The 24,894-nt window shown below is 57.7% G+C and carries 21 protein-coding genes and 1 pseudogene; 18 read left to right on the top strand and 4 right to left on the bottom strand.

Going from position 1 to position 24,894, the window contains the following annotated elements:
• Positions 1-20: 20 nt before the first annotated feature.
• The 7 genes from ACEN42_RS21560 to gtdA (ACEN42_RS21530) all read left to right on the top strand — a co-directional run bounded on the left by ACEN42_RS21560 (position 21) and on the right by gtdA (ACEN42_RS21530) (position 7,245).
• A complete protein-coding gene (locus ACEN42_RS21560; protein ID WP_371881391.1) occupies positions 21-947 on the top strand; it encodes an NADP-dependent oxidoreductase in 927 nt (308 codons plus the stop codon).
• On the top strand, positions 910-1,908 hold the full coding sequence (locus tag ACEN42_RS21555; protein ID WP_371881390.1) for a LysR substrate-binding domain-containing protein: 999 nt from the start codon (positions 910-912) through the stop codon (positions 1,906-1,908). Before ACEN42_RS21560 ends, ACEN42_RS21555 begins: the two co-directional genes overlap by 38 nt.
• Before the next feature lie 416 nt (positions 1,909-2,324).
• The gene (locus ACEN42_RS21550; protein ID WP_371881389.1) at positions 2,325-3,407 is read left to right on the top strand and encodes a porin; all 1,083 of its coding nucleotides are present in this window, start codon (positions 2,325-2,327) and stop codon (positions 3,405-3,407) included.
• Positions 3,408-3,568: 161 nt separating this feature from the next.
• Positions 3,569-3,934, top strand: coding sequence for a BON domain-containing protein (locus tag ACEN42_RS21545; RefSeq protein WP_371881388.1), 366 nt, complete (start codon positions 3,569-3,571; stop codon positions 3,932-3,934).
• A gap of 308 nt (positions 3,935-4,242) precedes the next feature.
• Positions 4,243-4,893, top strand: a complete 651-nt coding sequence (gene maiA, locus ACEN42_RS21540) for a maleylacetoacetate isomerase (protein WP_371881387.1) — start codon at positions 4,243-4,245, stop codon at positions 4,891-4,893.
• On the top strand, positions 4,890-6,194 hold the full coding sequence (locus ACEN42_RS21535) for an MFS transporter (RefSeq protein ID WP_371881386.1): 1,305 nt from the start codon (positions 4,890-4,892) through the stop codon (positions 6,192-6,194). The genes maiA and ACEN42_RS21535 overlap by 4 nt, the downstream gene beginning before the upstream one ends.
• Positions 6,184-7,245, top strand: coding sequence for a gentisate 1,2-dioxygenase (gtdA, locus tag ACEN42_RS21530; protein WP_374191201.1), 1,062 nt, complete (start codon positions 6,184-6,186; stop codon positions 7,243-7,245). The genes ACEN42_RS21535 and gtdA (ACEN42_RS21530) overlap by 11 nt, the downstream gene beginning before the upstream one ends.
• Positions 7,246-7,406: 161 nt before the next feature.
• On the opposite strand, the gene ACEN42_RS21525 is transcribed toward gtdA (ACEN42_RS21530), so the two are convergent.
• Entirely contained in the window at positions 7,407-8,357 is a 951-nt protein-coding gene (locus tag ACEN42_RS21525; protein ID WP_371881384.1) for a LysR family transcriptional regulator, read from the bottom strand.
• 123 nt (positions 8,358-8,480) lie between these two features.
• Between ACEN42_RS21525 and ACEN42_RS21520 the strand changes: the two genes are divergently transcribed.
• The 10 genes and pseudogenes from ACEN42_RS21520 to ACEN42_RS21475 all read left to right on the top strand — a co-directional run bounded on the left by ACEN42_RS21520 (position 8,481) and on the right by ACEN42_RS21475 (position 20,631).
• On the top strand, positions 8,481-10,577 hold the full coding sequence (locus ACEN42_RS21520) for an acetate--CoA ligase family protein (protein WP_371881383.1): 2,097 nt from the start codon (positions 8,481-8,483) through the stop codon (positions 10,575-10,577).
• A gap of 239 nt (positions 10,578-10,816) precedes the next feature.
• The gene (locus tag ACEN42_RS21515; RefSeq protein WP_371881382.1) at positions 10,817-11,710 is read left to right on the top strand and encodes a 3-keto-5-aminohexanoate cleavage protein; all 894 of its coding nucleotides are present in this window, start codon (positions 10,817-10,819) and stop codon (positions 11,708-11,710) included.
• A 43-nt stretch (positions 11,711-11,753) separates the two neighbouring features.
• Complete coding sequence (locus ACEN42_RS21510) at positions 11,754-12,758, top strand: 3-hydroxyacyl-CoA dehydrogenase NAD-binding domain-containing protein (protein ID WP_371881381.1); 1,005 nt, start codon at positions 11,754-11,756, stop codon at positions 12,756-12,758.
• Positions 12,751-13,557 carry a crotonase/enoyl-CoA hydratase family protein gene (locus ACEN42_RS21505; protein ID WP_371881380.1) on the top strand — a complete coding sequence of 269 codons (807 nt, stop codon included), beginning with the start codon at positions 12,751-12,753 and terminating at the stop codon, positions 13,555-13,557. The genes ACEN42_RS21510 and ACEN42_RS21505 overlap by 8 nt, the downstream gene beginning before the upstream one ends.
• Positions 13,554-15,122: a long-chain-fatty-acid--CoA ligase gene (locus ACEN42_RS21500; protein ID WP_371881379.1), complete on the top strand. Its 1,569-nt coding sequence runs from the start codon at positions 13,554-13,556 to the stop codon at positions 15,120-15,122. The genes ACEN42_RS21505 and ACEN42_RS21500 overlap by 4 nt, the downstream gene beginning before the upstream one ends.
• Before the next feature lie 273 nt (positions 15,123-15,395).
• Positions 15,396-16,757, top strand: a complete 1,362-nt coding sequence (locus ACEN42_RS21495; protein ID WP_371881378.1) for a spinster family MFS transporter — start codon at positions 15,396-15,398, stop codon at positions 16,755-16,757.
• A gap of 125 nt (positions 16,758-16,882) precedes the next feature.
• Positions 16,883-17,932: a gentisate 1,2-dioxygenase gene (gene gtdA, locus ACEN42_RS21490; protein ID WP_371881377.1), complete on the top strand. Its 1,050-nt coding sequence runs from the start codon at positions 16,883-16,885 to the stop codon at positions 17,930-17,932.
• A gap of 105 nt (positions 17,933-18,037) precedes the next feature.
• A complete protein-coding gene (locus tag ACEN42_RS21485; protein ID WP_371881376.1) occupies positions 18,038-18,739 on the top strand; it encodes a fumarylacetoacetate hydrolase family protein in 702 nt (233 codons plus the stop codon).
• A gap of 26 nt (positions 18,740-18,765) precedes the next feature.
• Positions 18,766-19,224: pseudogene (locus ACEN42_RS21480) on the top strand (hypothetical protein).
• Positions 19,225-19,497: 273 nt separating this feature from the next.
• Positions 19,498-20,631, top strand: coding sequence for a porin (locus ACEN42_RS21475; protein WP_371881375.1), 1,134 nt, complete (start codon positions 19,498-19,500; stop codon positions 20,629-20,631).
• A gap of 989 nt (positions 20,632-21,620) precedes the next feature.
• Here the strand turns inward: ACEN42_RS21475 and ACEN42_RS21470 are convergent.
• From ACEN42_RS21470 to ACEN42_RS21460, 3 genes are all read right to left on the bottom strand, one after another.
• Entirely contained in the window at positions 21,621-22,118 is a 498-nt protein-coding gene (locus tag ACEN42_RS21470; RefSeq protein WP_371881374.1) for a hypothetical protein, read from the bottom strand.
• Between the two features lie 66 nt (positions 22,119-22,184).
• Positions 22,185-22,505, bottom strand: a complete 321-nt coding sequence (locus ACEN42_RS21465) for a DUF4158 domain-containing protein (protein WP_371881373.1) — start codon at positions 22,503-22,505, stop codon at positions 22,185-22,187.
• A gap of 278 nt (positions 22,506-22,783) precedes the next feature.
• Complete coding sequence (locus tag ACEN42_RS21460; RefSeq protein ID WP_371881372.1) at positions 22,784-23,257, bottom strand: ester cyclase; 474 nt, start codon at positions 23,255-23,257, stop codon at positions 22,784-22,786.
• Between the two features lie 1,172 nt (positions 23,258-24,429).
• Here ACEN42_RS21460 and ACEN42_RS21455 point away from each other — a divergent pair.
• Complete coding sequence (locus ACEN42_RS21455) at positions 24,430-24,753, top strand: hypothetical protein (protein WP_371881371.1); 324 nt, start codon at positions 24,430-24,432, stop codon at positions 24,751-24,753.
• Positions 24,754-24,894: the final 141 nt, after the last annotated feature.

Here is a 24,894-nt window from a genome sequence, read left to right as displayed (position 1 = left end):
CGCTTAATCAGGAGTTACCCATGAAAGCAATACTTGCCTACGCCTATGGCGGCCCCGAAGTTGTGACGCTTGAGGATATACCCGATCCGGTACCGGGAGAGGGCGAGGTGTTGATCGACGTCGCGGCAAGTGGCGTCAACCCGGTCGACTGGAAAGTCCTGGAAGGCGGGTTTAAAGCATTCCTGCCGCTGTCAATGCCCTACACACCTGGCGTCGAAGTGTCGGGAAAGATTTCGGCATTGGGCGCCGGAGTCACGGGTTTCGCCTTGGGCGACGACGTCTTCGGTTTCATCGGGATCGTTGGCGGATACGCGACCAAAGTGGTTGCCTCAACGGAGCGCCTTGCTTTAGTGCCGAAGAAACTTTCGCTGCTTGAAGCGGCGGGCGTGCCTGCGACAGCATTGACTGCATGGCAGGCGTTGCATGAGCACGCTAACGTTAAGCCGGGTCAGCACGTGTTGATTCACGGAGCGGCGGGCGGCGTTGGCAGCATGGCGGTGCAGTTGGCGAGAATCGCTGGCGCAAATGTAATCGGAACGGCGTCGTCCGCCAATCTCGACTACGTCAGACGGCTTGGCGCGACACAGGTCATCGACTACCGAACGGAGTCCTTCGAGCACGCCGTATCGTCAGTAGACATCGTCCTGGATCTGGTTGGCGGCGAAACGCAGGATCGTTCGTGGTCGGTGTTAAAGGCGGGTGGCACTCTGGTGTCGCCGGTCAGTCCCCCGGACGTCGAGCGCGCCAATCGAACGGGTGTAGTGGCAAGGCATTTCGCAACCCGCTCCGACGGCCAGCAGTTGGCTGCACTCGCGGCACGCTTCGAATCGGGCGAGCTCAGGGCTGAAGTCGAGACGGTCTTTCCGCTGTCATGTGCCGCCGATGCTCTGAAAAAAAGCTTGAGCCGTCATGCGCGCGGCAAGGTCGTGCTCGACGCGACTCGGTGATCCTGGTTGGGCGGTCTACCGGATTCAACTTCGACGAGGACTTTGGCGACCTGTGTCGCTCTCAATCATGGATCTGCGTAGACTTCGGTATTTCATGGCCGTCGCCGAGGAGTTGCATTTCGGCCGGGCCGCACAGCGAATGCATGTGGTGCAGTCAGCGGTGAGCCATCAGGTGAAACTGCTTGAAGAAGAGCTTGGCTTCTCGCTGCTGGAGCGTTCACGCCACAACGTTCGGCTCACTGGTCCGGGTGAGATATTCTTGCCTGAAGCGCGTGACCTGCTTCGTCGGGCGGATGAGGCCATGCGTCGCGCCCGCGCATCGGCGGATGGTACGGTCGGGCGGCTAGCGATCGCCTTTGTCGACAACGTGCTTTGGTCGATCTTGCCGCCAATACTGCGGGACTTCCGCCAGAGGTGGCCGCAGGTCGAATTGACGTTGCACCCGCTCGATCGAGGCGCGCAGATCGAGGCGCTCCGTACGTCAGTCATCGATATCGGCATCATGCCCTCACCGTTTCCTGGCCATGCGCTCGAGTCTGCAACGCTCGCCGCGGGCCCTTTGATGGCCGCAATCCCGGAGGGTCATCCGCTCGCCGCACGGTCGACGCTGTCGATCGTCGAGCTTGAGCGCGAGCCGTTTGTCCTATTTCCCCGAAGCATGAACAGTCGGATTCTGGAGATCATCGTCGGGTGCTGCGCTTCAGCCGGATTTATGCCTCGAATCGTCCAGGAAGCCGAGCAGCTTCATACGCTCGTGGCGCTTGTTAGCGCGGGCCTTGGCGTTACGCTGGTGCCTCAGTGGGTAGCACGTGTTCAGCAACTCGGCGTCATCTACATACCCATCGACGATCTGGGCACGCCTTATGAGCTGATCGTCGCATGGAATCCCAATCCGGCCAATCCGGCAGTCGCGAACTTTCTCGAGCTCGCAGCCGGGATCGCGGGCGAGATGCCTTTGTAGCCCCTACGCGCTCACCTCAAGTCGGTTCTTCCATCCGAAATGGGGATGCGGTGATCGCTCATCGAGATCACGTAGTTAATTTTAATCGTTAGACAGCGATCACGGCTACACCGATAGTTTCCAGCAATGCAAAAAACAATGCGGAGACAAAGACGGTCGTAAGCCCTCCCATGATGGGCGCTTCAGTTTTGCCTTAAACCCCAAACGCGTCAATTTCCAGATTCCTTGAATACCCGCATCTGACGATGTCCGGGAGGTCCCTGCGCGCCTGAAATAAAGGCCGGTGACGAAGGTTTGCCGCAAGCACTACAACTGCCGAAAGTTTCAGGCGACCGAAAGTGCGCCCGCCACAAAAAAAACTAATACGTGGGATACGAAAAGTTTCGCGTTTGCAATTCCAAATGGAGGGGACATTGATGAAGAGGCAGATGTTAGCCGGTCTGGCGGCGGGGACGTTTGCGGTTTGTGGCCATGCCCAATCGAGTGTAACGCTCTACGGCATTCTCGACACCGCAATTGAGTTCACCAATCATTGGCCAATTAATCCCGACCAGTCCTCGGCGTCAGGCAACCGCTGGTCGATGGCGGACGGGGCTCGCTCCGGTGGCTCCCGGTGGGGCTTTACGGGCAATGAGGACCTCGGAGGCGGTCTTAAAGCGGAATTCCAACTCGAGAGCGGGTTTCTGGTTCCTAACGGCGCTCTAATGCAGGAATTTTTCGGTCGTAGCGCGTGGCTCGGTTTGAAGTCGCCGACGGCTGGGACGCTTCGCTTTGGGCGGCAGTACACGTCCCTCGTGGATGCACTTTATCCGTCGTCGCCTACGGACCTCTCGGGCACATACGAGCCCGTCGTCGCGGAAGTCGGCGCCAACCTTTGGGAAAGCAACGTCATCAAATACAAGAACGCTTTTGGACCGGTGACGCTGATTGGCCACTATTCTCTTAGCAATCTTGCAGGGCAGTTCTCGAATGGTTCGGGATATGGCGGTGCTGCCTCATACGACAACGGCACGATCACCGTAAGCGTGGGTTACGACAACTTTCATCGCTCCACCGGTGTCGACGGCAGCTATACGCGCTTCGAAAAAGCAGCTATCGGCGTCACGTATTCGGCCGCCGCATTCAAGCTCATGGGAGGCTATCGCTATGGAAAGAATGATCCGCTCGCCGGGTACACGGCGCGCGACGATTACTTCTGGGTGGGTGCGCGCTACCTGTTCGCGGTCGACAAGACTCTGACCGTTGCGTACTACTACGACCGCATCCGAACAGCGACCGGTGCCAATGGTGAGGCGACGAGGCCGGCCAGCCCACAGCAGGTTATGGCCATTGGCGATTATTTCCTGTCGAAGCGCACCGACTTGTACCTGGTTGTGGGTTATTCACGCCACTCGGCGCTTAACTTCGACTCGTACAACGGAACGGCTGCTGCGTATAGCACAGCGTCTTCCGATAGCGGTCAGACCGGTGTGCAGATTGGCATGCGGCATACGTTCTAAAGGATGAAAGAAGTCAGACGCTCAGCTTGACGAATGGTGACCTGTTTTGAGGGAGGTGCTGCATCTATTGCGCCTCCATCACGGAAGATACAGGCTTTGAGCTCGCAAGGTGCGGCGTAATCAATCCGCTTTCGAATATTTCCAACATAGAGAAAACGCAAATGAGAGCACATGTACAGATTGGATTTGCTGTCGTATTGGCAGCCGCTATCGCACCGTTCGCTGTGTTCGCCCAGGACGGCGATAGCAGCGGCGTAGTCGCGTCGGCGGACGCCGGCAGCGCACCGAGCGCTAAGTCGGTCAGGGAGGCCAACCGGAGGCTCGCCAAGAGCGTGCGCACCGCAATGGCGAAGGCGAGGGGGATCGACATGACGCAACTGTTCGTCTACGCGAAAAGCGGCGTTGTGACGTTGTCTGGTTCCGTGCCGAAGAGCAATCAGGTGGATCGCGCTGGTGAGATCGCCAAGAACGTGCCGGGAGTCTCGGCGGTCGACAATCGGCTCAGCATATATGCGATAGAGCGGTAATCGCGAGGGTCGCTACAAATCGCTAGCGCGAGGTGCGCGTTGAGTTCGGATATCCGGTAATCGATTGTCGAGATCACGTGGTCGATTTATATCGTTAGACAGTGATCACGTTAGCGTCGATAGTCGGTAGCAACATGATACGAGCAGGAGACGAAGATGATCGATGAACCTCCGGTATCGGACACGGCCGTCCATGCCTACAGTAGAGACGCGTCCCGCTTCGCGGACCGCTTTGCAAGGCTCGTATGTGACCTTGTCTGCGCGCCGGCGCGGACCGACGAATTGCCGCAATTGACGGATTCGATCTCATGAAAGAGCCCGTCACACTTCACGGCTACTACCGGTCTTCCGCATCATTTCGCGTGCGGATAGCGCTTAACCTCAAGGGGATCGCCTACGCAGATGCGTTTCATCATCTGCGGCGCGGCGAGCAGCGGGCACCAGCCTACGTAGAGTTGAATCGTCAAGGGCTCGTGCCAACGCTGCAAATGGATGGCCGCGTGCTGGTCCAGTCGTTATCCATTCTTGACTACCTCGATGAGACGCGTCCCGATCCGCCATTGCTACCTATCGATGCGGCCGCGCGTGCACGCGTTCGTGCGCTGGCACAGATTGTCGCTTGCGACATCCATCCCATCGACAATCTGCGCGTTCTCGACTATCTGCGCAAAACGCTTCATCAGCCGGAAGATGCGATCAGGAGTTGGTACAACCACTGGATAGCGGATGGCTTTGGCGCCATCGAGTCCATGCTTTCCACAAGCCCCGAAACAGGGCGCTTTTGCCACGGCGACAACGTCACCATGGCGGACATCTGCCTCGTTCCTCAGGTGATCAATGCCCGTAACTTTGATCTGGACATGACTCCCTTTCCTAACTTGCAGCGAATCTCGGATGCGGCGCTGGCACTGCCGGAGTTCGAACGCGCGATGCCCTCGAACCAGAAGGATTTCGAATGAACATCAACCCTCCGCTGACGCCCTCTACGGACGCGCCGTCACATGTCGAGCCGTCAAAGAGGTACGAATGGAAGACCGTCACCCTGATGGCCTTCGGAATGGGGCTGGTCGGCATCGATCGTTTTCTGATCGTGCCGTTGATGCCGGTACTGATGCGCGACTTGAAGCTCGACTATCAGGATCTCGGTCATATCACCGGAGCCTTGGCACTCGCATGGGGTTTGTCGGCGCTCCTGACAGGCAATCTCTCGGACAGGATCGGCTTTAAGCGGGTCATCGTACCAGCGATGATCGGTTTTTCGTTGCTGGCAGGTCTCGGCGGACTTGCGACGGGGGTCGGCAGCCTGATCGCGATCCGCGCATTCATGGGGGTGGCGGAGGGCGCGTTCACGCCGGCGAGCATTATTGCGACCATGGATGCGTCGCCGCCGAGCCGGCATGGACGCAATGTCGGATTCCAGCAAATGATGCCGGCCCTGCTTGGACTTGGTCTCACACCGATCGTGGTGACGCAGCTTCTCAAGGTGATGAACTGGCCATGGATTTTCCTGCTCGTGGCACTTCCGGGTTTCATCGTAGCCTTCCTCGCACAACGGGTGTTGCGTCGGCCATCACCGGCTGATATTGCGATGCACACGGCGACGCACGACACTTCCCAACATCGCTGGTACGAAGTGTTTCGTTATCGCAATGTGCCGCTTGGCATCATATGCATGCTGTGCTGGCTCGCTTGCCAGATCGTCATTGCTGCGCTGTTCCCCAATTATCTTGTCGACTACTTGCATCTCGACATGCAGCAGATGGGCTTCGTTCTTTCGTCACTCGGCTTCGGCGGCGCGCTCGGCGCGCTCGTGCTGCCGGCGTTATCAGACCGGGTCGGCCGCAAGCCCGTCATGCTGCTTTCAGCGGCCGGCGTATTTCTGTCGCTATGGCTTTTCCTGCGAACGGGTGCGGCGCCAGTTCCGTTGTTCGTCTGCCTGATGGTCGCAATGGGTTGTCTGTATAGCCTGATCACACTGACTGTCGGCCCGGTCGCGGCGGAGGCCGTGCCGGCGCAACTGATGTCCACGGCATCGGGCATGATCATCGGTATCGGCGAAGTATTCGGCGGCGGCGTAGCGCCTGCTTACGCGGGCTATCTGGCCAAGCATTTTGGCATCGAACATGCGGTGAGCATGCCGCTCTGGACGATCTGCGCGGGAGCCATCGCAGTCGTCGCATTGAAGGAAACGGCGCCTGCGCGGGTATTCGGTAAGCGCGTGAGCGAGTCGGCCGAGAGAGGAGTACATGATGTCCGATAGCACCGGTACGGCAGGCCTGATTGAGACGTCCGAGCGCAAGGCCTTTTACGAACGAATCGGTCAGAAGAATCTCGCGCCGCTTTGGACTTCGCTCAATGACCTGATCACGCCCGAGCCTCGCAGCAAATGCGTGCCGGCCCACTGGAGCTTCGAGGATGTCCGCGAAGCGATGATGGAAGCGGGCACCATTATTACGGCGAAAGAGGCTGAGCGACGCGTGCTCGTGCTGGAGAATCCCGGCCTCCGCGGTGAATCGAAGATCACAACCGATCTGTACGCGGGCGTGCAACTCGTCCTTCCCGGCGAAGTTGCGCCGGCCCACCGCCATGCGCAAACAGCCTTGCGTTTTGTGTTGGAAGGCAGTGGCGCTCACACATCGGTGAATGGCGAGCGCACCATGATGGACGAAGGGGACTTCATTATCACGCCACCAATGGCGTGGCACGACCATGGCAATGAAAGCGACAGGCCAATCATCTGGCTCGACGGTCTTGACATACCCATGGTGCAGTTCCTTGATACCTCGTTCGCCGAGCATCTTGACGAGGACGAGCAACCGATTACGCGCCCCATCGGAGACAGCGATGTCCGCTATGGCGCGAACCTTCTTCCGGTTGATCATCATTCGGGTGGCGGCACTTCCCCGATCTTCAACTATCCATACGCGCGGACGCGCGAAGCGTTGGAACGGATGCGCCGTACGAACGCGTGGGATCCTTGTCACGGGCTGAAAATGAGGTACGTCAACCCGAGTAACGGCAAGTACGCGATGGCGACCATGGGTACTTTCATGCAATTGCTGCCTCGTGGCTTTTCTACTGCCTCATATCGTTCCACCGACGCGACGGTCTTTGTGCCGATCGAAGGACGGGGCCGTAGCCGCATCGGAAAAAACGTAGTCGTGGAATGGTGCAAGCGGGATATCTTCGTGGTTCCGTCCTGGCATCAGGTGAGCCATGAGGCGGACGAAGACAGCGTGTTGTTTTCTTTTTCCGATCGGCCTGTTCAGGAGGCGCTTTATCTGTTCAGGGAGGACAGGGGACCAGCGTGAAGCATCCTGGCTTCAGCACGGTATTGTCATGTTGCGCAGCGGGTCGCGTAACGCGTCGTGAGACGAAAGCGCTTTATAAGGGCCATTGCTATCCGGTAGTCGTCATCGGTTGCGCGGTTCGCGGGTCCTTTCGGTTTCAGTTGAGTCTGCGCCGCAAATCACTAAGGTCGCGCCGCGCTGAGCCTGGACAAGGCTCCGCCGGCCGGTTCCGCGCCGAACCAAGTGCGAGCCTCAAGCGTCTCGGCGACGAGGCTGAAGACCAGTCGGCGCCCTTCACGCAAAGCTTGCGAGTGAGTCCTACTTTGATTCTCGCAGACAGCCCAGGTCATATACATACCACGTATCGGAGCCCATCTGACGGCTGCGCCGAAATCGAGGCCTGTCAGCGCGCATGCTGGAACGACAGTGAACCCCATACCTTTCCTGGCAAGGTCGAGGCATAACGTTAAGGTATCCGTCTCGACCGCCAGGCGAAAGTCTTGCCCCTTCCGAATCAGCGTGTTCTCGATTTGAAGTCTAAGGAAGTTTGGACGACCCGGTAGCACCAACTTTGTACCCGCAAGGCGCGAAATGCTAACCGGTTCGTCCGGCTCAAGCTGCTCTGTCTCTCCTCCTACGAGGACCAAGGGCTCTCGCAAAAGTGGCGTTTGGCGATATCCCGCCGCCGTGTTGTTGTCGAACGGAGCGATACAAAGATCAAGAAGGCCGGCATACATGTAGTCGCGTAGTGTGTTACTGACACCCTCGTAAACCCGCAATGACACTCCCGGATAGCTGGCGGTGATCTTTTCTACGAAGCGAGAGGTAAAGATTCGTTGCCATGACGGTGGGATGCCAACCGACAATTGGCCCGCTGCCCTCTCGCCAACTTGCTCTTTGAGAATTGCGTACTGCCTCAGTAGGGACCGGCTGCGATCCGACAGCAATTTCCCGGAGTCAGTCAAAGTCACACCGCCTTGGGTGCGAACTAACAGCGTTGCTCCCATCTCGTGTTCCAACGCGGCTATGTGCCGCGACAACGCGGGTTGCGATAGACCCAGATCGGCGGCGGCTTTGTTAATGCTCCCTAGTTCGGTCACACGCAGGAAATACTCAAGCAGACGAGAGTCCATCGCCGTTCTCCGTTTTTTGGATAACAAGTATAGCTGCGTAGCATTATCCAATTAACCCGGAGGCCGTCAAGATTCAACCTGAAGCCAGCCACGCTCGTGGTGCAGGCATTATTGGAGACAACAATGAACGCAAGCACAATCGGCGCCGACGTGTCAGGCCGACTGGACAACCTCCGTCTAGAAAATCTTCGGCGATTACTGAGCCCGCGCTCGATCGCCGTCGTAGGCGCCTCATCCGATCCTTCAAAGGCGGGGTCCCAGGCGCTCAAGTCACTCAGTAATTTTCCAGGAACGCTGGTAGCCGTTAATCCGCGCGAACGCGAGGTTCAGGGATTTCCGTGTTACCCGACGCTTGCGGCGTTGCCGGAACCTGTGGACCTGGCCATCTTCGCTATCCCAGCCCAGCACTGTGTGAAAGCGGCGGAGGAGGCCGCCGCAGCCGGCGTCGGAGGAATTTTCATAATCTCGGGGGGATTTAGCGAGATCGGCGGCGCAGGGGTTCACCTTCAGGAGCAATTGGCTCGAATCTGCAGTCAAACTGGCTTGCGTCTTCTGGGTCCTAATACGTCTGGCTTTATTAACCCACATCAAGCGTGTGTCGCCAGCTTTGTTCCGGGCGTGGACCGATTGAGGAAAGGAAAGATTGCCGTTGTTGCTCAGTCGGGCGGGGTCAATCTGACGTTGTCCTTCCTGATACACCGCTTGGGAGCAGGCCTTTCATTGGCAGTAGGGTTAGGAAACGCCGTCGACGTCGGAACGAGTGACGTAGTCAGAATGCTGGCCGACGACCCCAACACAGATGCAATCGCATTGCATCTTGAAGGCGTGCCTCGAGGGCGCGAGTTGTTCGACTTATTGAGGGATGTGACGCGACGCAAACCAACGGTAGCGCTGATCGCGGGCAAGTCCGACATCGGCGAGTTCGCGGTCTCTCATACGGGAAACTTGATGGGCTCACATCAGCGAACCGTTGCCGCCCTTACGCAAGCAGGCGTCGTTGTGGTCGACTCGACCGATGCACTTGCCGAAGCCGCCGTTGTGCTCTCTCAGGGTCGCCTGCCCGCAAAGGCGAATAGCGGAGTCGCCCTTGTTACGGGGCAGGCCGGCCCGGGACTCCTGATTGTCGACGGGTTGAAGGCAGCCGGTTTACATGTTCCGGAGTTCACCCACGAAACCGTCGATCGTCTTCGGACTCTTCTTCCGCCGATGACTTATGTGAAGAATCCGGTAGACACTGGACGACCAGGCTCAAACTTTCCGGATGTCGTTGCAAGCGTCGCGAACGACGAGAAAATCGACGCAGTATTGGTGTTCGCCCTGAGCGAACCATCAGTGCTCGATCCGTTGGCGGCCCTGCAGCCGGCACTAGCTCAGACAAGGAAGTCGATTTTGTTCGGAACGCTTGGCATGCCCGAGGACGTGGAGCCTGCACTCAATGCCCTCGCGAAATCTGGCATTCCTGCTGTCACTGGACCGGAGCGTTTGGCTAAGGCGGCGGCCGCGTTGGTATCAGATTCCAACGCGCAATCTCGTCTCAGCAGGCCACGGTTGAATCATGCGCGACAATCTAATAAGCGGACCGCAAGTCCTTTCAACGAAGACAGTGCCAAGCAGTTGCTCACACGCTATGGCGTTGATAGCCCCAATCGTCGGCTCTGCGCCGATCGGGACGAGGCGTTCACGGCATTTCACGATCTTCGCCAGCCGGTAGTTGTCAAAATTGTCGCAACCGACATTGCTCACAAGACTGAGGCGGGCGGTGTATTCCTTAACGTATCCAACGAAGCTTCGCTCACCGCCGCACTGGACGCCATTGCGCTCATCCCGACTTCAACGCCGGCCCAGGTGCTTATCGAAGAGATGGCGCCGCCCGGCGTGGAGTTAATTGTCGGCGGGGTTCGCGACCCATCGTGGGGGCCTTGCGTTGTTGTCGGGCTCGGCGGAGTAATGGCGGAGGCGCTCGCTGATTCAGCGGTACGCCTCGCGCCGATTGATGACATGGACGCCGCCGAAATGCTGAGCGAGCTTCGAGGAAGACAACTTCTGGATGGCTTCCGCGGGTTGCCTCGATGCGATCGCGCTGCCATCGGACGCGTAATAATCGCCGTCGGCAACATCCTTCTTGACCATCCTGATATATCGGAGCTGGAAATCAATCCGTTGCGGGTGAGCGGAACAAGTGCTCTGGCCTTGGACGCACTGATTCTGGCGGATTCATAGAATTCGAACCTTCGGTTACACGATAAGCTCAGTTTGTCGCGCTAATCAGGTAGACCATTTAATTTTGAGCTACTCGTACCGCTGAATTTCTTCAACCCAGTGCGACTTGCGCAGGCCACGAAGCTTATCCAGTCAGCGGATAGCGGCTATAGCTAGGCGGCATTCCTCTGAAAAGCCAAAAAGCACTACATTCATAGCATACCGCAAGCCATCGCAATGACTTGCAAGGAGACAAGCGAATGACTAAGCCAAAGGTGATCGTTACGGTTGCACCCACCGGTGGTATGGCAAGCAAACGGCAGAATCCCAACCTGCCGACGCAGCCAGATGAGATTGCCAATGATGTGCACCGTTGCTTCAATGCTGGCGCGAGCGTTGTCGCAGTGCACGCCCGCCGTGCAGATGACGAGGCCACTTGCGATCCGGCTATTTATACGAGCATTAATCGGAAGATCCGCGATAAGTGCGACATAGTGTTGAACAACTCGACTGGGGGCGGGATCGACGGCGATATGGTCCATCAAGTCGGTGCCAGCGAGTATTGGGAGATCCGATGGGAAGAACGGCTCAAGGGCATGGAAGGCGAAGGCGTGGAGATGTGCACGCTTGACGCGCAATCAGTCTTTGCGAGCTTCGGAGGCAAAGAGATCATGGTCGCAACTATGCCTTCGCGGATCCGCCAATTGGCAGGAATGCTCAAGGAGCGTGGCATTAAACCGGAGTGGGAAGTTTTTGGTCTCGCTGATATCGTGCAGGATGTCAGTCGGATGATTGCCGAGGGACTCGACGAGGCTCCGCATTTCGTCAACATCGTGCTTGGCGTTAACGCTTTCCAAGGTGCGCTTCCTTACACGCCGCGACTCTTGCAGACAATGGTCGATCACCTTCCTAAAAACTCTGTTTTCAATGTAAGTGCGATTGGTGCCGCACAGCTTCCCGCCGCCATGAATTCGCTGCTCCTGGGCGGTCACGTTCGGGTAGGTCTTGAAGACAATTTGTACTACTCGCACGGAGAATTAGCCACTAACGTAAAGCTTGTCGAGCGATTGGTGCGGTTAGTTCGTGAAATGGGCTTCGAACCGGCAACGCCCACAGAAGCGCGCGAGATCATGGGCCTGCGGCCACGACAGTGACGCGTATCTTGGCTCAACTGCTGTTCAACATAAGCGTTACGGGATGGTCATGTCGGAAACAATTTATACCCCCCCCCAAGACATCCGGTCGGTTGCCGTCATTGGAACCGGATCGGTAGGATGCGGTTGGGCTGCGTTATTCCTGGCACGCGGAATGAGGGTGTTCGCATACGATTCATCGCCACAGGCGGAATCGCGGGTGAGAGAGTTTGTATCCAACGCTTGGGCGGGGTTGTTCAGCTTGGGTATAGCCGGGGTCCGAAGCGCGCCGTTAGATCTACTTCAGTTCGTTTCGACTCCGACAGAAGCGGTTCAGTTGGCCGATCTTGTTCAGGAGAACGTTCCGGAACAGCCCGATTTAAAAAGGACTGTGCTTACCGAACTCGACGCTGCGGCTACACCAAATAAGGTGATTCTATCGAGCACTGGAGGAATGTCACCGACTGCTTTGCAGGCGTCATGTGTACATCCGGAGCGTCTGGTGGTGGTTCATCCATTTCATCCGTCGCATCTAATTCCCTTAGTGGAGGTGATTGGCGGGAAACATACGACGCCTGAGGTCATTGATTGGGCTCTTGAATTTTCACGCCTTATCGGCAAGCGCCCAATAAGACTGAATGCTGAGGCGAGCGGACATTTGACCAATCGCCTGCAATTCGCCTTGGTGCGGGAGGCGGTTGCGTGCCTTTTAGAGGGCATTGCCAGCGCTGGAGATATCGACGCAGCCGTTAGGTATGGCCTCGGTCCGCGCTGGTCGCTAATGGGTAGCCTGCTTACGCTCCACCTCGCTGGAGGGGCTGGAGGTATGCGGGGCATTCTTGATCACGCCGGTGGATCCATTCAGGAATGGTGGACCCCAATGGCTGTCCCGCAGCTCACGCCGGAGGTTAAAGCTCGCCTCGTCGCCGCCAGTGAGGAGCTATCAGAAGGCTTGGGAGTTGACCAATGGGCGGCATGGCGGGATACCAATCTGGTCGATGTGTTGAAGTTGCAAATGGCGCGCGAGCATCCCGACCGCGAGCCGGATCAAGGAGTAACGTATGAATGAGAGCGACGAAGTATGGCCGACCGCACTGCCTTCCTGCTTGCACATCGAACGTCAGGGCCCTATTGCGGTATTGATCTTAAACCGTCCAGCTAAACGAAATGCACTAAGCGACGAACTTGTGCTCGGCCTCCAGAGCTTCTTTTCATCAATTCCTTCCGATGTTAAAGGCATCGTTTTGCACGGCGCCGGCGACAACTTCTGCGCTGGCCTTGATCTCAACGAACTCAAAGATACTGGTGTCGCGGAAAGCTTCGAAAAAGCGCGAATTGGCCAGCGACTAAATGACCTGGTGCAGTTCTGCAAAGTACCCGTGATTGCGGTGCTTCACGGCGCAGTCATCGGCGGAGGCTTGGAACTCGCGGCTGCCGCCCATGTCCGGGTTGCAGAGACAAACGCATACTATGCATTACCGGAGGGAACACGCGGCATTTTTCTCGGTTCAGGTGGGTCGGTGCGTCTCCCCCGGCTTATTGGCGCGTCGACCGTCATCGAGATGATGCTTACAGGCCGGGTCTATGGAGCCGAAGAGGGACATCACCTATTGCGGCTGTCTCATTACTTGACTGAGCCAGGCGCCGGTGTCGCCAAGGCCCTGGAATTGGCTCAAAAAATTGCCGGCAATGCGCCGCTCGCCAATTTCGCGATCATACAAGCCATCCCTCGCATCTCTGAACAGGATCCAAATGGCGGTCTGTTCACAGAAATGCTCATGGCGGGAATTGCTCAGGGAGATGAGGAAGCGAAACTTCGCTTGCGCGACTTCCTCGAGCGCAAAATGGACAAAGTGGTGCGCAAATGACGATCATCGATCACGCCCGTACACTGTCTGATGTATTGCAAGGCCATGCTGCCGCTCGCGCCGATAAGATCGCGTTTGAGACCGTAGACGGCCATGAGGTTACGTTTGGCGACTTCAACAAACGCGTCAATCGGCTTTGCAATGCGGCTTCCAGTCTAGGGCTGCGTAAAGGCGCGCGGGTTGCAATCTTGTCTCTCAATCGGCCGGAGTACGTTGAGGTCTACGGCGTTGCGAAATCGGGATTAATCGTGGTTCCCCTGAACTGGCGGTTAGCACCAGGTGAACTGGTCAAACTGTTGGCGCATAGCGCGCCCGACATGCTGATCGTTGACGAAGCTAACCTCGAATTGGTCGAAAGCATACGCAGTGCCTTGCCGAGCGTGAGCCACTACGTACTGCTGGGTGAAGCACGAAGTGGCTGGACAGGGTTCGAAGCGTTGTTGGCCTGCGGATCGGACGAAGAACCGATAGTGGCTGCTACGCCCGATGACATTCTCTGCTTGATCTACACCAGCGGAACTACGGGAGAGCCAAAAGGCGTGGCCATTACACACTCCGGTGCGTTAGGTAACAGCCGCGCGGCGGCAACAGACATTCTGTCTCTGACCGATCGTGATCGGACCATGGCTGTCATGCCGCTGTTTCACGCTGGGGGTATGTGGTATCACTTATTTCCCAGTTTCTTGAGCGGCTGTACCACGCTCATACTCGCCGAGTTTGAGCCTCCCACCGTACTGCGGGAATTGGAGGCCAGGCGAATTTCTAATGTTCACCTCGTGCCTACGATGATTGGGTCTTTACTGGCGCATCCATCGGCCAAGACCGCCGACCTGAGTCATCTCCGAATTCTCTTTTACGCGGCGTCTTCTATGCCGGCGATACTTTTGCGTCAAGCAATGCAGGTGTTCTCTCAGTGTGGATTCGTTCAGTCGTACGGTTCCACGGAGGCCGGGGTCATCTCTGTCTTTGACTCAGTAACGCACTTGCGCGCACTAACCGCAGATAACGAGCACCTACTTCTTGCTTGTGGCCGTCCCATTGTGGATCGCGAGGTGCTGGTGCTCAATGAGGATGGCCATAGCCTGTCTGCAGGCGAAGTCGGCGAAATAGTGGTGCGAAGCAAAAGCGCTATGAAAGGGTACTGGCACAACGAAGAGGCAACATACCGGGTGATGCGCAATGGTTGGCTGAAGACCGGCGACCTTGGCTATTTCGATAGCGAAGGGTTTCTCTACATCGTCGATCGAACGAATGACATGATCGTGACCGGCGGCGAGAACGTCTTTCCCACAGAAGTAGAAGGACTTCTTTACGGCGACCCGGACGTGCTGGAGGCTGCGGTATTCGGCATTCCCGACCCTGTATGGGTCGAAAAGGTTGTAGCAGCTGTCGTATTGAAGACTGGCTCAGGGGTGTCGAGCGAAGAGATTATCAATCGTTTGCGCGGCCGGCTCGCCTCATACAAATGTCCCAAGACGATTTTCTTTACATCGGCGCTACCGAAGAACGCATTAGGAAAAGTTCTGCGGAAAGAGTTAAGAAAGCAGTACAGCCCGAAAGGCTAAAAACACCCTTCGCGACGATCCTTTTTTGCATACCGCAGCCTGATGGAGCACGCATTGTAGCGCTACTGTTTGCGTCGCTCGCGATGAAGCCGAGAGAACGCCGCTGCGCAAAGCCGGACCCTGTGTCCGGGGGCGAGGACGCGCTCTGATTTTCGGAAACGCGATGAGAACCGGTGAAAAGGCAAAGCGACCAGGGCGGCACCATATGAGGTTCGAGCTCGGCGAAGTGTTGCTGAGATTAAAGATAGCATTCCTAAATTTCTGGAGACGGTTGTGGAAAATACTGAAGCCTTGTCGACGACAAGCTCTGAACCTGAGACCTTGCCCAAACAAGTAAATGGTTTCCCAAAGGCAGGATACGCGTGGTGCGTAGTCGGCGTCCTTTTATTCGCGTACAGCGTCTCGTTTGTAGACCGGCTAATACTAAGTTTAATGGTTACCCCTATAAGATCTGATCTGCATATTAGCGATACTGGAATCAGTTTATTGCAGGGGCTTGCGTTTGCTCTCCTGTACACGTTCTTCGGGCTAATTCTCGGCCGTTGGGCGGACCAGCACAACCGCATCCGCTTAATTGTAGCTGGCATTACCGTGTGGTGCCTGGCGACAGTGGCATGCGGCTTCGCACATACATTTGCCCAGCTTTTCGTCGCACGCATTTTTGTTGGAGTGGGCGAAGCAGCTCTTTCGCCAGCCGCGTATTCACTGATCGCAGATTCATTTTCAAGGGAAAAGCGAGGAAGAGCGGTCTCAGTCTACGGAATGGGAATATTTATCGGCTCTGGCACCGCACTGATCTTTGGAGGGTTGGTTGTCAAAGCGCTGTCTACCGCGAAGATGGTCGATTTTCCGCTCCTTGGCGAACTCGCTCCGTGGCGCGTCGCCTTTATCGTTGTGGGCGCGTCCGGTCTACTGGCGGCGGCTCTTGCCTTGACGATTCGCGAGCCGAGTCGGAAAGAACTCACCAGCCGCAGCCCGAACATGCGAGATTTTCTTGGGTTTGTTGCCGCTCGAAGAGCGGCCCTCGGCACGGCAATCATAATTAACTCTTGTATGGCGATGGTGAATTTCTCGATCGCAGCGTGGCTCCCGGTATATTTCATTCGAGTTTTTAAATGGAGTCCGCTCCAAATTGGCACAGCCTACGGAACCATACTTTTAACCGCCGGCTGCGTTGGCATGGCGACCGGCGGCGTTCTTGCGGACCGACTGGTCAAGAAGGGAAATGCTGGGGGAGCCATGGTGGTGATTCGATGGGCAACGGCTTTTATCCCGCCCTGTGTTTTATGGGTAGGGTGGGTTGAATCGCCCGCGGTAGCACTCTGTTCGCTTGCTGCCGCAAGCTTTTTCCTTGGGGTTCCGACTGGACTCGGTCCTTCCAGTATTCATGCTATCGCGCCGAACCAGTTTCGAGGGCAGACTGTGGCGTTACTTCTGTTTTCAGCCAGTGTTTTTGGTCTAGGCATGGGTCCGACATTCGTCGCGATTATCACCGACTATGTTTTTCATTACGACTTATCCGTCGGGCACTCGCTTTCGATTGTCGTTTTTGCTGCAAGCTTGCTGAGTGTTGTAGTGGCCTTTTACGGGAGAAAAGCATACGAACTCGCATTGTCGTCTAACACGAGCTTTTAAGCTGAATCAGGTCCAACGGGTGTCATCTGTGTAGATTGATAACTTTATAAGTATCAAAATTGACAGAAAGATGCGACGCCCACGGCACAATATGTTAGTCGGACCTTCAGGTATCGGAGACGCAGATGATCCCAGAGTCACAGCGCGAGGATCGCGCGACCTATTATGAAAAGATAGCATTTGAACGACTGGCACCCTTGTGGGAATCACTACATAATCTCGTCCCCAGGCAACCGAATCCGCAGGCCCAGGCGGCAATCTGGAAATATGCACAGGTGCGGGATCTGGTGATGCAGGCTGGCTCTCTGATCAGCGCGGAAGAGGCGGTTAGAAGGGTGCTGATACTAGAAAATCCGGGTTTGCCAGGTAAGTCTAGCATGACGCCCAGTCTATACGCCGGTCTGCAACTGATATTGCCTGGCGAAATCGCCCCTAGTCACCGGCACACGCAGTCAGCGCTGCGCTTTATCGTGGAAGGACAAGGTGCCTGGACGGCGGTTAATGGCGAGCGCACAACAATGCGTCCTGGCGATTTCATTATCACGCCGTCCTGGACATGGCACGACCACGGCAATCCACCATTGGAGGAGGGCGGTGAACCGGTCGTTTGGCTTGACGGCCTCGATATTCCGCTGCTTTTGCACCTCGACGCGGGCTTTGCGGAGAACTACCCGGAGGTGATGCAGCCCGTCAAGCGGCCTGAGGGTGACAGTTTTGCGCGCTTCGGCCATAACATGATGCCGGTTCGCGACGTGATCAGCGATCCCACGTCACCAATCTTCAGCTATCCGTACGAACGAAGCCGAGAAGCACTCGACACCCTTTACCGCAACGGTGAGCTAGACGACTGGGACGGCGTGAAGCTGCGCTACGTTAATCCCGCCACCGGCGGTTGGCCAATGCCGACGATGGGGACCTTCATGCAGTTTCTGCCGAAGGACTTCAAGGGCAAGGAGTACCGGAGCACTGACTCCACAGTGTATTGCGTAGTCGAGGGTCGGGGCACGGCATATGTCGGTGAGACGACGTTGCGCTTCGATCCGCACGATGTTTTTGTGATTCCTTCGTGGCAACCGGTGCGACTCGAAACAGACAGCGAGGTGGTGCTTTTCAGCTACTCCGACCGCCCTGTGCTGGCCGCGCTGAATGTGCTGCGCGAAGAACGGCGCGGCTAACCAGCGCTGCGGCATGCGCGCCGCGCGAGCGGTTCACGGCCCGAACCCGAAGCCCGCGAGGGACGTGCGTCTTCCTCCATTTTTCGATTGAGTAGAGTAAACATCATGGTTTTCATTTTTCCTCCGGAGCCGCCCGTCGCTCTTCCCGTAGCAGGAGCCGAGGGGCAGTTCCCGGTGCGGCGGGTTTATTGCGTGGGCCGCAACTACGCCGCGCACGCCCGCGAGATGGGGTTCGATCCCGATCGCGAGCCACCTTTTTTCTTCTGCAAGCCGGATAACGCGATAGTGCCGGTTGCCCACGGAGAAGCGCTCGAACTGCCGTATCCCGCGCAGACGCAGAACTATCACTACGAGGCCGAGTTGGTGGCTGTGATCGGGAAACGCGGCGCAGACATCGTGCCCGAATGCGCGCTTGAATACGTTTGGGGATACGCCGTCGGTCTCGACATGACCCGCCGCGATCTGCAGATGAAGATGCGCGAGATGGGGCGCCCCTGGGAGATCGGGAAGGCGTTCGATCTCTCGGCCCCGGTTGGCCCGATCTATCCCGCCAGCATCGTAGGTCACTTCGACGGTAATGCTGCCCTGTGGCTCACCGTCAATGGCGAGACGAAGCAGCAGAGCGACGTTTCGCACCTTATCTGGTCGGTTGCCGAGACGGTCGCACATCTGTCGAAGTTTTTCACCCTCGAACCGGGCGACGTGATCTTTACCGGGACGCCCGAAGGCGTTGGCCCGGTGAAGGTTGGCGATACGATCACGGTCGGCGTTGAGCGCCTTGGCGAAATGACGGTGAAGGTCGTTTGATCGGTTCTCTACAAGCAAGCAACCATATGCAACTCTATAGCTTCTTTAACCGTTCCACTTCCTATCGGGTTCGCATCGCGCTCGAACTCAAACGGATCGCGTACGAATACGAAGGCGTCGATAGCCGGGTCGGCGCGCATCGCAATGAGGCGTATGTGGCTGGCGTGAATCCGGGCGCCGCCGTGCCGCCCCTCGTTGAGGTGACTGCTGCAAAGGACGCCTGGTATCGCCACTGAGTCGCGGAAGGCATGGCGGCGGTTGAGCGCCTGCACGTTCGCGCCGCGCATACGCATGATGGCCCGTGGTGCGTCGGTCATGAACCGGCGCTCGCCAACTGTTGTCTCGTGCCGCGGACCTCGAACGCGCTTCGCATCGGCTGTGATCTGGACCAGTACTCTCGCAGCCTAGCGGTTTTTCGGCATACGCTCGAGCATCCCGCGTTTATCGCCGACGAGCCGACACGGCAACCGGATTATGTGGCGTAAGCAAAGCGACGCAATCGACGTGGGCTCGCAAACGGTGCTTGTTATCGAAGCTTTCCAGCGTGGCAGTCCACAGAAGGCGTAATTGGCACTGGTTATGTCGGCGCTCAACCTCCCGGGAATGTGCTTCATCGTTTTCAGTTGGTAGTACTACGTTCGTGACTTTCATATCAGTAATTGGGCGCGGCGAAGCTCATCTCCAACCGCCATGCGATGCACTGATCGCCGAACTCACTACAAATGCACCTAAAACAAACCTTATTGGAGGCTGACTCAATGAAGAAAATGTGGATGATCCCTTCGCTGATGCTGAGCGGCATTGCGCCCGCATTTGCCCAAAGTTCCGTCACGCTATACGGAATCGTAGACACCGGTGTCGAGTACGTTTCCCACGCGAACGCTGCAGGAGATAGCGTTGTCCGAATGCCCTCCATTACTGGTTCATTCCCGTCTCGATGGGGGATTCGCGGCGCTGAAGATTTGGGGGGCGGACTCAAAGCGGTTTTCGTGTTAGAGAATGGCTTCAATACCCGCGGCGGTGACATCGGCCAAGGCGGCCGCCTGTTTGGACGGCAGGCATGGGTCGGCCTGCAGTCCACCTACGGCACGCTGAGCTTCGGACGGCAATACACAATGACGTATCTCGCACTATTGGAAAACGACGTCATCGGGCCCGCCATCTACAGCCTCGGTTCTCTCGACGCCTATGTCCCCAGCGCACGCAGCGACAACACCGTCTCCTACAAAGGAACCTTCTCCGGCTTGACCATTGGCGCAACGTATTCCTTCGGACGCGACTCCGCAGGCACCGGCAATTCCCCAGGTCAAGGCACATGCGTCGGCGCGGTGCCGGGCGATTTTCAGCAATGTCATCAATGGTCCGCGATGCTGAAGTACGACGTCAACCATTTTGGCGCTGTATTGAGCTACGATCAGCAGCGCGGGGGGACTAATGCAGCAGCGAATTTTTTCGATGGATTCCCCGCGAGACCTATCACTAGCAGCGGAGACAAGGACACTCGTATCCAGGCCAATGCCTATTTTTCATACGCGGGCGCAAAAGTGTCGGCGGGGTGGCTCGGCCGATTGGTGGAATCAAGCAACGAAGCGGTCGCTAGCGTGCGCTCGGACATCTACTATCTTGGCGCTCAGTATTTCTTTACTCCGTCGTTCATCGTTGATGGAGAGGTTTACCGAGCGCTAAACGCCCAGCATGATACTCGAGCTACGCTTGGGACCATTCGCGCAACCTATTTGCTCTCGCGGTCGACGGCGATATATGCGCAGTCGGGATACCTTGCAAACAGCGCACGCGCTCGCTACAGCGTTAGTGCGGGAGGTGGTGGCACGACGCCTGCTTCCGGTTCGAACCAGACCGGCCTATTGCTCGGCATGAGGCACCTCTTCTGACGTGTTGTCAGTAGCATCATAGGCCGTCAAGAAATCGCCGCGTCGCACCGCTCTATACGCGAGGAGGCGCGCCCGCGGGGTGGCTCTCGCGGACTGCCCAGCGAACCGGCCTATCCAGACGATCGCTCGGTCGACGCGTTCTGTTCCAGTCATATAGGCCTACGCACTGGCGACGAGGCCCGGGTTGCAGGCCCATTTCATAGGCCGACTGGCTGTGTTCGGTCACTCGGAGTCCGTCAAAACTCAGCGTCCCGCTCGCCTTAGCACGAAGAAAGTCACGCATCGAAGAACAAACGCCGTCGCTCGCAGTCAGCGCGTACGGGGTACCGCAGACAGGTTATTACGTTCGTTCGAACAGTCTGGCGAGTTTGGGTAGGGGCTTGCGAGAAAAGGGCCATTTCCACGTCTCCTTCATAGATCCGAAGAGTTCGTGCTGTCGGAAAGGCGACGCCTCACGGATGGACGGTGGCCCCGGTTTTAAGTCGGTTCCTGATGGATAGATCAGAAATCCTCTATTACAGAGATATTCAAACGGGGAGTTGGATATGCCGAGCGTACTGCAGAGGTCGGTGCTATCCAGAACTGGTGGGTGAAGTGGATTGCACTCTTTTCCGAGTGATGACCCGATCGACGCGAGCATCGCAATCATTCATCAGGAGCAGGGCGCCCTCAGGGACGAGTGGTTCCTTTGGCCGCGAGCGGCGGCAGGAGAAAGTGAGAACTGCCGGGAGCAGGAACGAGGGCAATCACGATTGGTGCACTGTCATGGGGGCGACTACGATCGACGTGCGATTTTCATGGCAGCCAGTTCGTAAAACTTCCGATCGATGCCGCTATCGTTGAAGACCAACGGCTACCAACGAGGCATCACGAGAGCGGTCGGTGCGTCAGCGGTAACCTTGCGTGCTTCAGTGCGGTTCATCTCCCGCAACGTGGCGACCGCATCCAGCAGATTATGGCGGGCAGGCGCCGCGCGGAAATTGAAAGTATCAAGGAACATCGGCGCGTAGCGTCGAAGCTGCGCGTAGTGGTCGACAAGAGCAGCGTCGTCGAATCGAACTCGGCATCGCGCGCCAGTTGCGCCGCTTCCCGCACGCTAGCTGCGACGTCTCCCAAGGGACGATGGCCTCAATTGCCGTGAAGGGATCAGAGCCCGCTTGCTTCGCGTCGATCAGTGCGGCGCCGATCTTCGCATAGAGTCGGACCTTTTCATTGACCGCCTCGCCCTCGGCCGCGAAACGCTTTTCGTACTCGTGGTTGGCTCTGGTAAAGAATGAACCGATCAGGCGGTCATGCCGGTTGAGGATCTCGTCGGTCAGCGGCGCTGACGTATCGAGCAGGATCGCAATCAACGTGGCATGGCGTCGGTCGGTTTCATATTCCTCGAACTGGTAGACCGCGGTCTGGCCGCTTTCCCGCGCCAGACGCACCGGCCGGTTCTGATGGACGTTGCAGCCAATGTCTGCGGGCACGCCGAGCGTCCGCATGACCTGCAATCGCTCGATATGAGCGAGTATGGCTTTCGCGCTGGGCTCGCAAGGCGATTGCCGCAACTAGGCCAATTTGCTAACCGGCCGATCGGGCAGTAACGACAGAAGCTCATCGAGCGACGTGCGCTGTTCGGCCGTCAACGGCGCGGTCAGCAGCCGGAACACCTCGCGCTGCGCGCGGGTCGCGACGGCGGCACACAGTTTTTCGAGCGCAGCAACCGGCGGCGGCAGCACACGATGGCGTCGGAGTTCGTCCACGGCGGCCTGCGCAAGGACGATGCCATGCGTGGTCCGCATAGCCACGGGCAACAGAAACTCGACCAGCGCACGATAGAGCGGTCGAGTGAATTGCACGACGCCGAGCCGGCCCAGCAGCTCCTGCACTCTATGAACTGAAGAGAGGCGGTATGACCACGTCACTATGTTTATCGGCGGCGGTCAGGGATCGCGGCGATCTACGTAATTTTCAGTGACTGCGCTGAAAAGGCTTCGCGAACATAAAACCGATTGGCGTAGTCGGCGCGGAATCGCGCGCACGGCGACCGGTAGCTGGCCCGATGTCATGAAAGTCGCGATCACCGGCGCCCCCTTGGCAAGGGGGGCGGCGGCCTGGCCTCCTCGGACGACGTGTCACATAAACTCTTGGCGGATTCCTCTATTAACTACCGAGATAGGTGCCCCAGTTCCCGCAGACCGGTCATCCAATCTTCCGTGTGCCAAGTGCGCGCGATCTGGCCATTTTCGATTTCGTGAATGTCAACGGCCTGTATTCTCATCGATCGCCCAGTGGCCGGCAGTCCCGCAAATGCTCGGCGCTGTGTTCCGGTTATGGTCGACCGAACCACTACCTTGTTTCCGTCCTGAACGACGTCCTCGATCTTGATGTCGAAATCGGGAAATGCACTGATCAGCATGGCCATTGCCGCTTTTGCGGCCTCGGGGCCATGCGGACCGTTCGGTGGCGAAGGGATGTCGACCCAATTCGGCGCGAGAACCTTTCCGAGCAGTTCGGCGTCGTGACGAGCAAACGCCTCGTACCATCTGGATGCAATTTGCTTTGGTTCATTCGCCGCTGCCGTGGCGCTCGCCTGAACTGCGAACAAAATGCCGGCGATAAGTGCGATGAGTAACTTCACGGGTGCACCTCAACCCTGAGGTGGACGCGCGATGGCGTCCACCTGTTGCATGACCGAACAGGCGTTCTCCACGCACCGCCGTGGCCGGTGATTCCGCGATCGGCACTACGGCGAGGGATGTCCTCGGCGGCTTCATTGATGCGAACGGTCGTCGATACCTTCGTCATTTGAACTCGATTTTCGTCTTCTGTCGGGGGCGGTGTTGATATGTTGCGCACGAGACCCAACGGTCTTGGTGCCGCGGTGAGAACCTCGGCAACCGTGAAAGCTATCCGTGATTGGCCGCCCGGCTAGTTAGGCGAGCCTCGTCACGACCATGAATGCGCAGGAAAGTCATGCCTCTCGCCGTCACGTCGACCGGTAGCAACTATGGTCGTTGTGTTGTGTCCTCGTCCAATGATAAATGCTGATAGTGCGATCTCGAATCGAGATCATCGCGCCTCTCTTGAGGTTGTTTCCCAGGCTGTTGCGGCGTGACGCTTACACATTCAATGTCATAGCGGTGCCCGGGTGATAGTGCGATCGCCACTTCTATCCGCAAGTCTGCCTTGTCCCGGAGGTCACGATAGATCACCCCGTCACGCGCAATGGATTTCAGCGATGACGGTCAGCGCAACACCTTGACCTTCGGCGATCAGGCTAAGGAGCACGTGGCGATCAGTCGGTTCGGCGACGCGCCGGATTGAAGCCACGTGTGCGGAAAGCTTCTCAAACGTCCGGCCGGCGTCGCTGCGCGACTACGAAGCCCTGCTTGACCTGGAAACGGAGGTCACAGCATGAGTCACGATTTCGACGCTACCCGCCTGTCGCTGCTGCTTAATGATTTGCGGTTGCCAGCCATCAAGCAGATCTGGTCAACCGCCGCCATTTAGCGGTGTGTGCGCCGTTGCAAGATGGATGTTCTGTCAGGCGACGATGACTATCGTCTACTTAGCCCTCACGCCTTGGCGGCCAAGGCCGGGCCGGAACGATGCTTGCGCGACGAGGTTCGATCCGCAATGCTGGCGCCGTCGAAAGGAGGGGAGGCGTACTATGACGAAGTCGCCCTCACCAAGATTGATAGTTCTCGCCGTAGTGCTTTTGCTTGCCGGCTGCGCTGCCGGAGTCGCGCCGTACGGCGGCGTGCCATATGCTGCGACCTCGCGGCGCTCAGGACCAACGCGCCTCCCACCATGGCGCAGCACTACAGCGAACTCGCCGCGCTGAGGAAAGCGGGGTACGAACCGTCCCCTTGGTATGACAATCCGTACTACCCGGACGACCTGCAAGCGGCGCAGCGCCTGGTCGACTATTGCTTCAAACGGAGTGCCAGCCTCACGGGTAGTCGGCTGGGCGTGGCGGCGCGACTTTTTTGGTTCGCGCACGGCGGTGTGCCCGATTCGCGAAGCTCTTCTTGTAATCGTGCTACGGCTTTCCGCCAATCCGAGGCTGGCGCCCGGAAAGTCTTCTGCAGTGAGGATCTGTTCGAGAACCGGGAGCGGCCTTCCCTCCGCTAGCACCCCGACCGTCTGGCCTCCCGTCGTTGCACACTGCAACTTCTCGGACAGCGGGCACCGCCCGGCTCGGCGCGCATGCCGCGAAGGCTTCTTGCGCCGTTCGCGACCGCAACGGCGTCCGCCGGCGCGCCATCGACGGGA

The organism is Caballeronia sp. S22, assembly GCF_964261745.1.
Classification (GTDB): domain Bacteria; phylum Pseudomonadota; class Gammaproteobacteria; order Burkholderiales; family Burkholderiaceae; genus Caballeronia; species Caballeronia jiangsuensis.
This window is presented reverse-complemented; position numbering and strand designations above follow the sequence as displayed.

What these genes read in the sequence shown, in the direction of transcription:
- ACEN42_RS21555 (WP_371881390.1), top strand. Translation starts at nt 910, where the DNA reads ATGCGCGCGGCAAGGTCGTGCTCGACGCGACTCGGTGATCCTGGTTGG.
- gtdA (WP_371881377.1), top strand. Translation starts at nt 16,883, where the DNA reads ATGATCCCAGAGTCACAGCGCGAGGATCGCGCGACCTATTATGAAAAG.
- gtdA (WP_374191201.1), top strand. Translation starts at nt 6,184, where the DNA reads ATGTCCGATAGCACCGGTACGGCAGGCCTGATTGAGACGTCCGAGCGC.
- ACEN42_RS21535 (WP_371881386.1), top strand. Translation starts at nt 4,890, where the DNA reads ATGAACATCAACCCTCCGCTGACGCCCTCTACGGACGCGCCGTCACAT.
- ACEN42_RS21455 (WP_371881371.1), top strand. Translation starts at nt 24,430, where the DNA reads ATGGCGCAGCACTACAGCGAACTCGCCGCGCTGAGGAAAGCGGGGTAC.
- ACEN42_RS21500 (WP_371881379.1), top strand. Translation starts at nt 13,554, where the DNA reads ATGACGATCATCGATCACGCCCGTACACTGTCTGATGTATTGCAAGGC.
- ACEN42_RS21545 (WP_371881388.1), top strand. Translation starts at nt 3,569, where the DNA reads ATGAGAGCACATGTACAGATTGGATTTGCTGTCGTATTGGCAGCCGCT.
- ACEN42_RS21520 (WP_371881383.1), top strand. Translation starts at nt 8,481, where the DNA reads ATGAACGCAAGCACAATCGGCGCCGACGTGTCAGGCCGACTGGACAAC.
- ACEN42_RS21525 (WP_371881384.1), bottom strand. Translation starts at nt 8,357, where the DNA reads ATGGACTCTCGTCTGCTTGAGTATTTCCTGCGTGTGACCGAACTAGGG.
- ACEN42_RS21515 (WP_371881382.1), top strand. Translation starts at nt 10,817, where the DNA reads ATGACTAAGCCAAAGGTGATCGTTACGGTTGCACCCACCGGTGGTATG.
- maiA (WP_371881387.1), top strand. Translation starts at nt 4,243, where the DNA reads ATGAAAGAGCCCGTCACACTTCACGGCTACTACCGGTCTTCCGCATCA.
- ACEN42_RS21550 (WP_371881389.1), top strand. Translation starts at nt 2,325, where the DNA reads ATGAAGAGGCAGATGTTAGCCGGTCTGGCGGCGGGGACGTTTGCGGTT.
- ACEN42_RS21470 (WP_371881374.1), bottom strand. Translation starts at nt 22,118, where the DNA reads ATGCGGACGCTCGGCGTGCCCGCAGACATTGGCTGCAACGTCCATCAG.
- ACEN42_RS21505 (WP_371881380.1), top strand. Translation starts at nt 12,751, where the DNA reads ATGAATGAGAGCGACGAAGTATGGCCGACCGCACTGCCTTCCTGCTTG.
- ACEN42_RS21560 (WP_371881391.1), top strand. Translation starts at nt 21, where the DNA reads ATGAAAGCAATACTTGCCTACGCCTATGGCGGCCCCGAAGTTGTGACG.
- ACEN42_RS21475 (WP_371881375.1), top strand. Translation starts at nt 19,498, where the DNA reads ATGAAGAAAATGTGGATGATCCCTTCGCTGATGCTGAGCGGCATTGCG.
- ACEN42_RS21510 (WP_371881381.1), top strand. Translation starts at nt 11,754, where the DNA reads ATGGTCATGTCGGAAACAATTTATACCCCCCCCCAAGACATCCGGTCG.
- ACEN42_RS21485 (WP_371881376.1), top strand. Translation starts at nt 18,038, where the DNA reads ATGGTTTTCATTTTTCCTCCGGAGCCGCCCGTCGCTCTTCCCGTAGCA.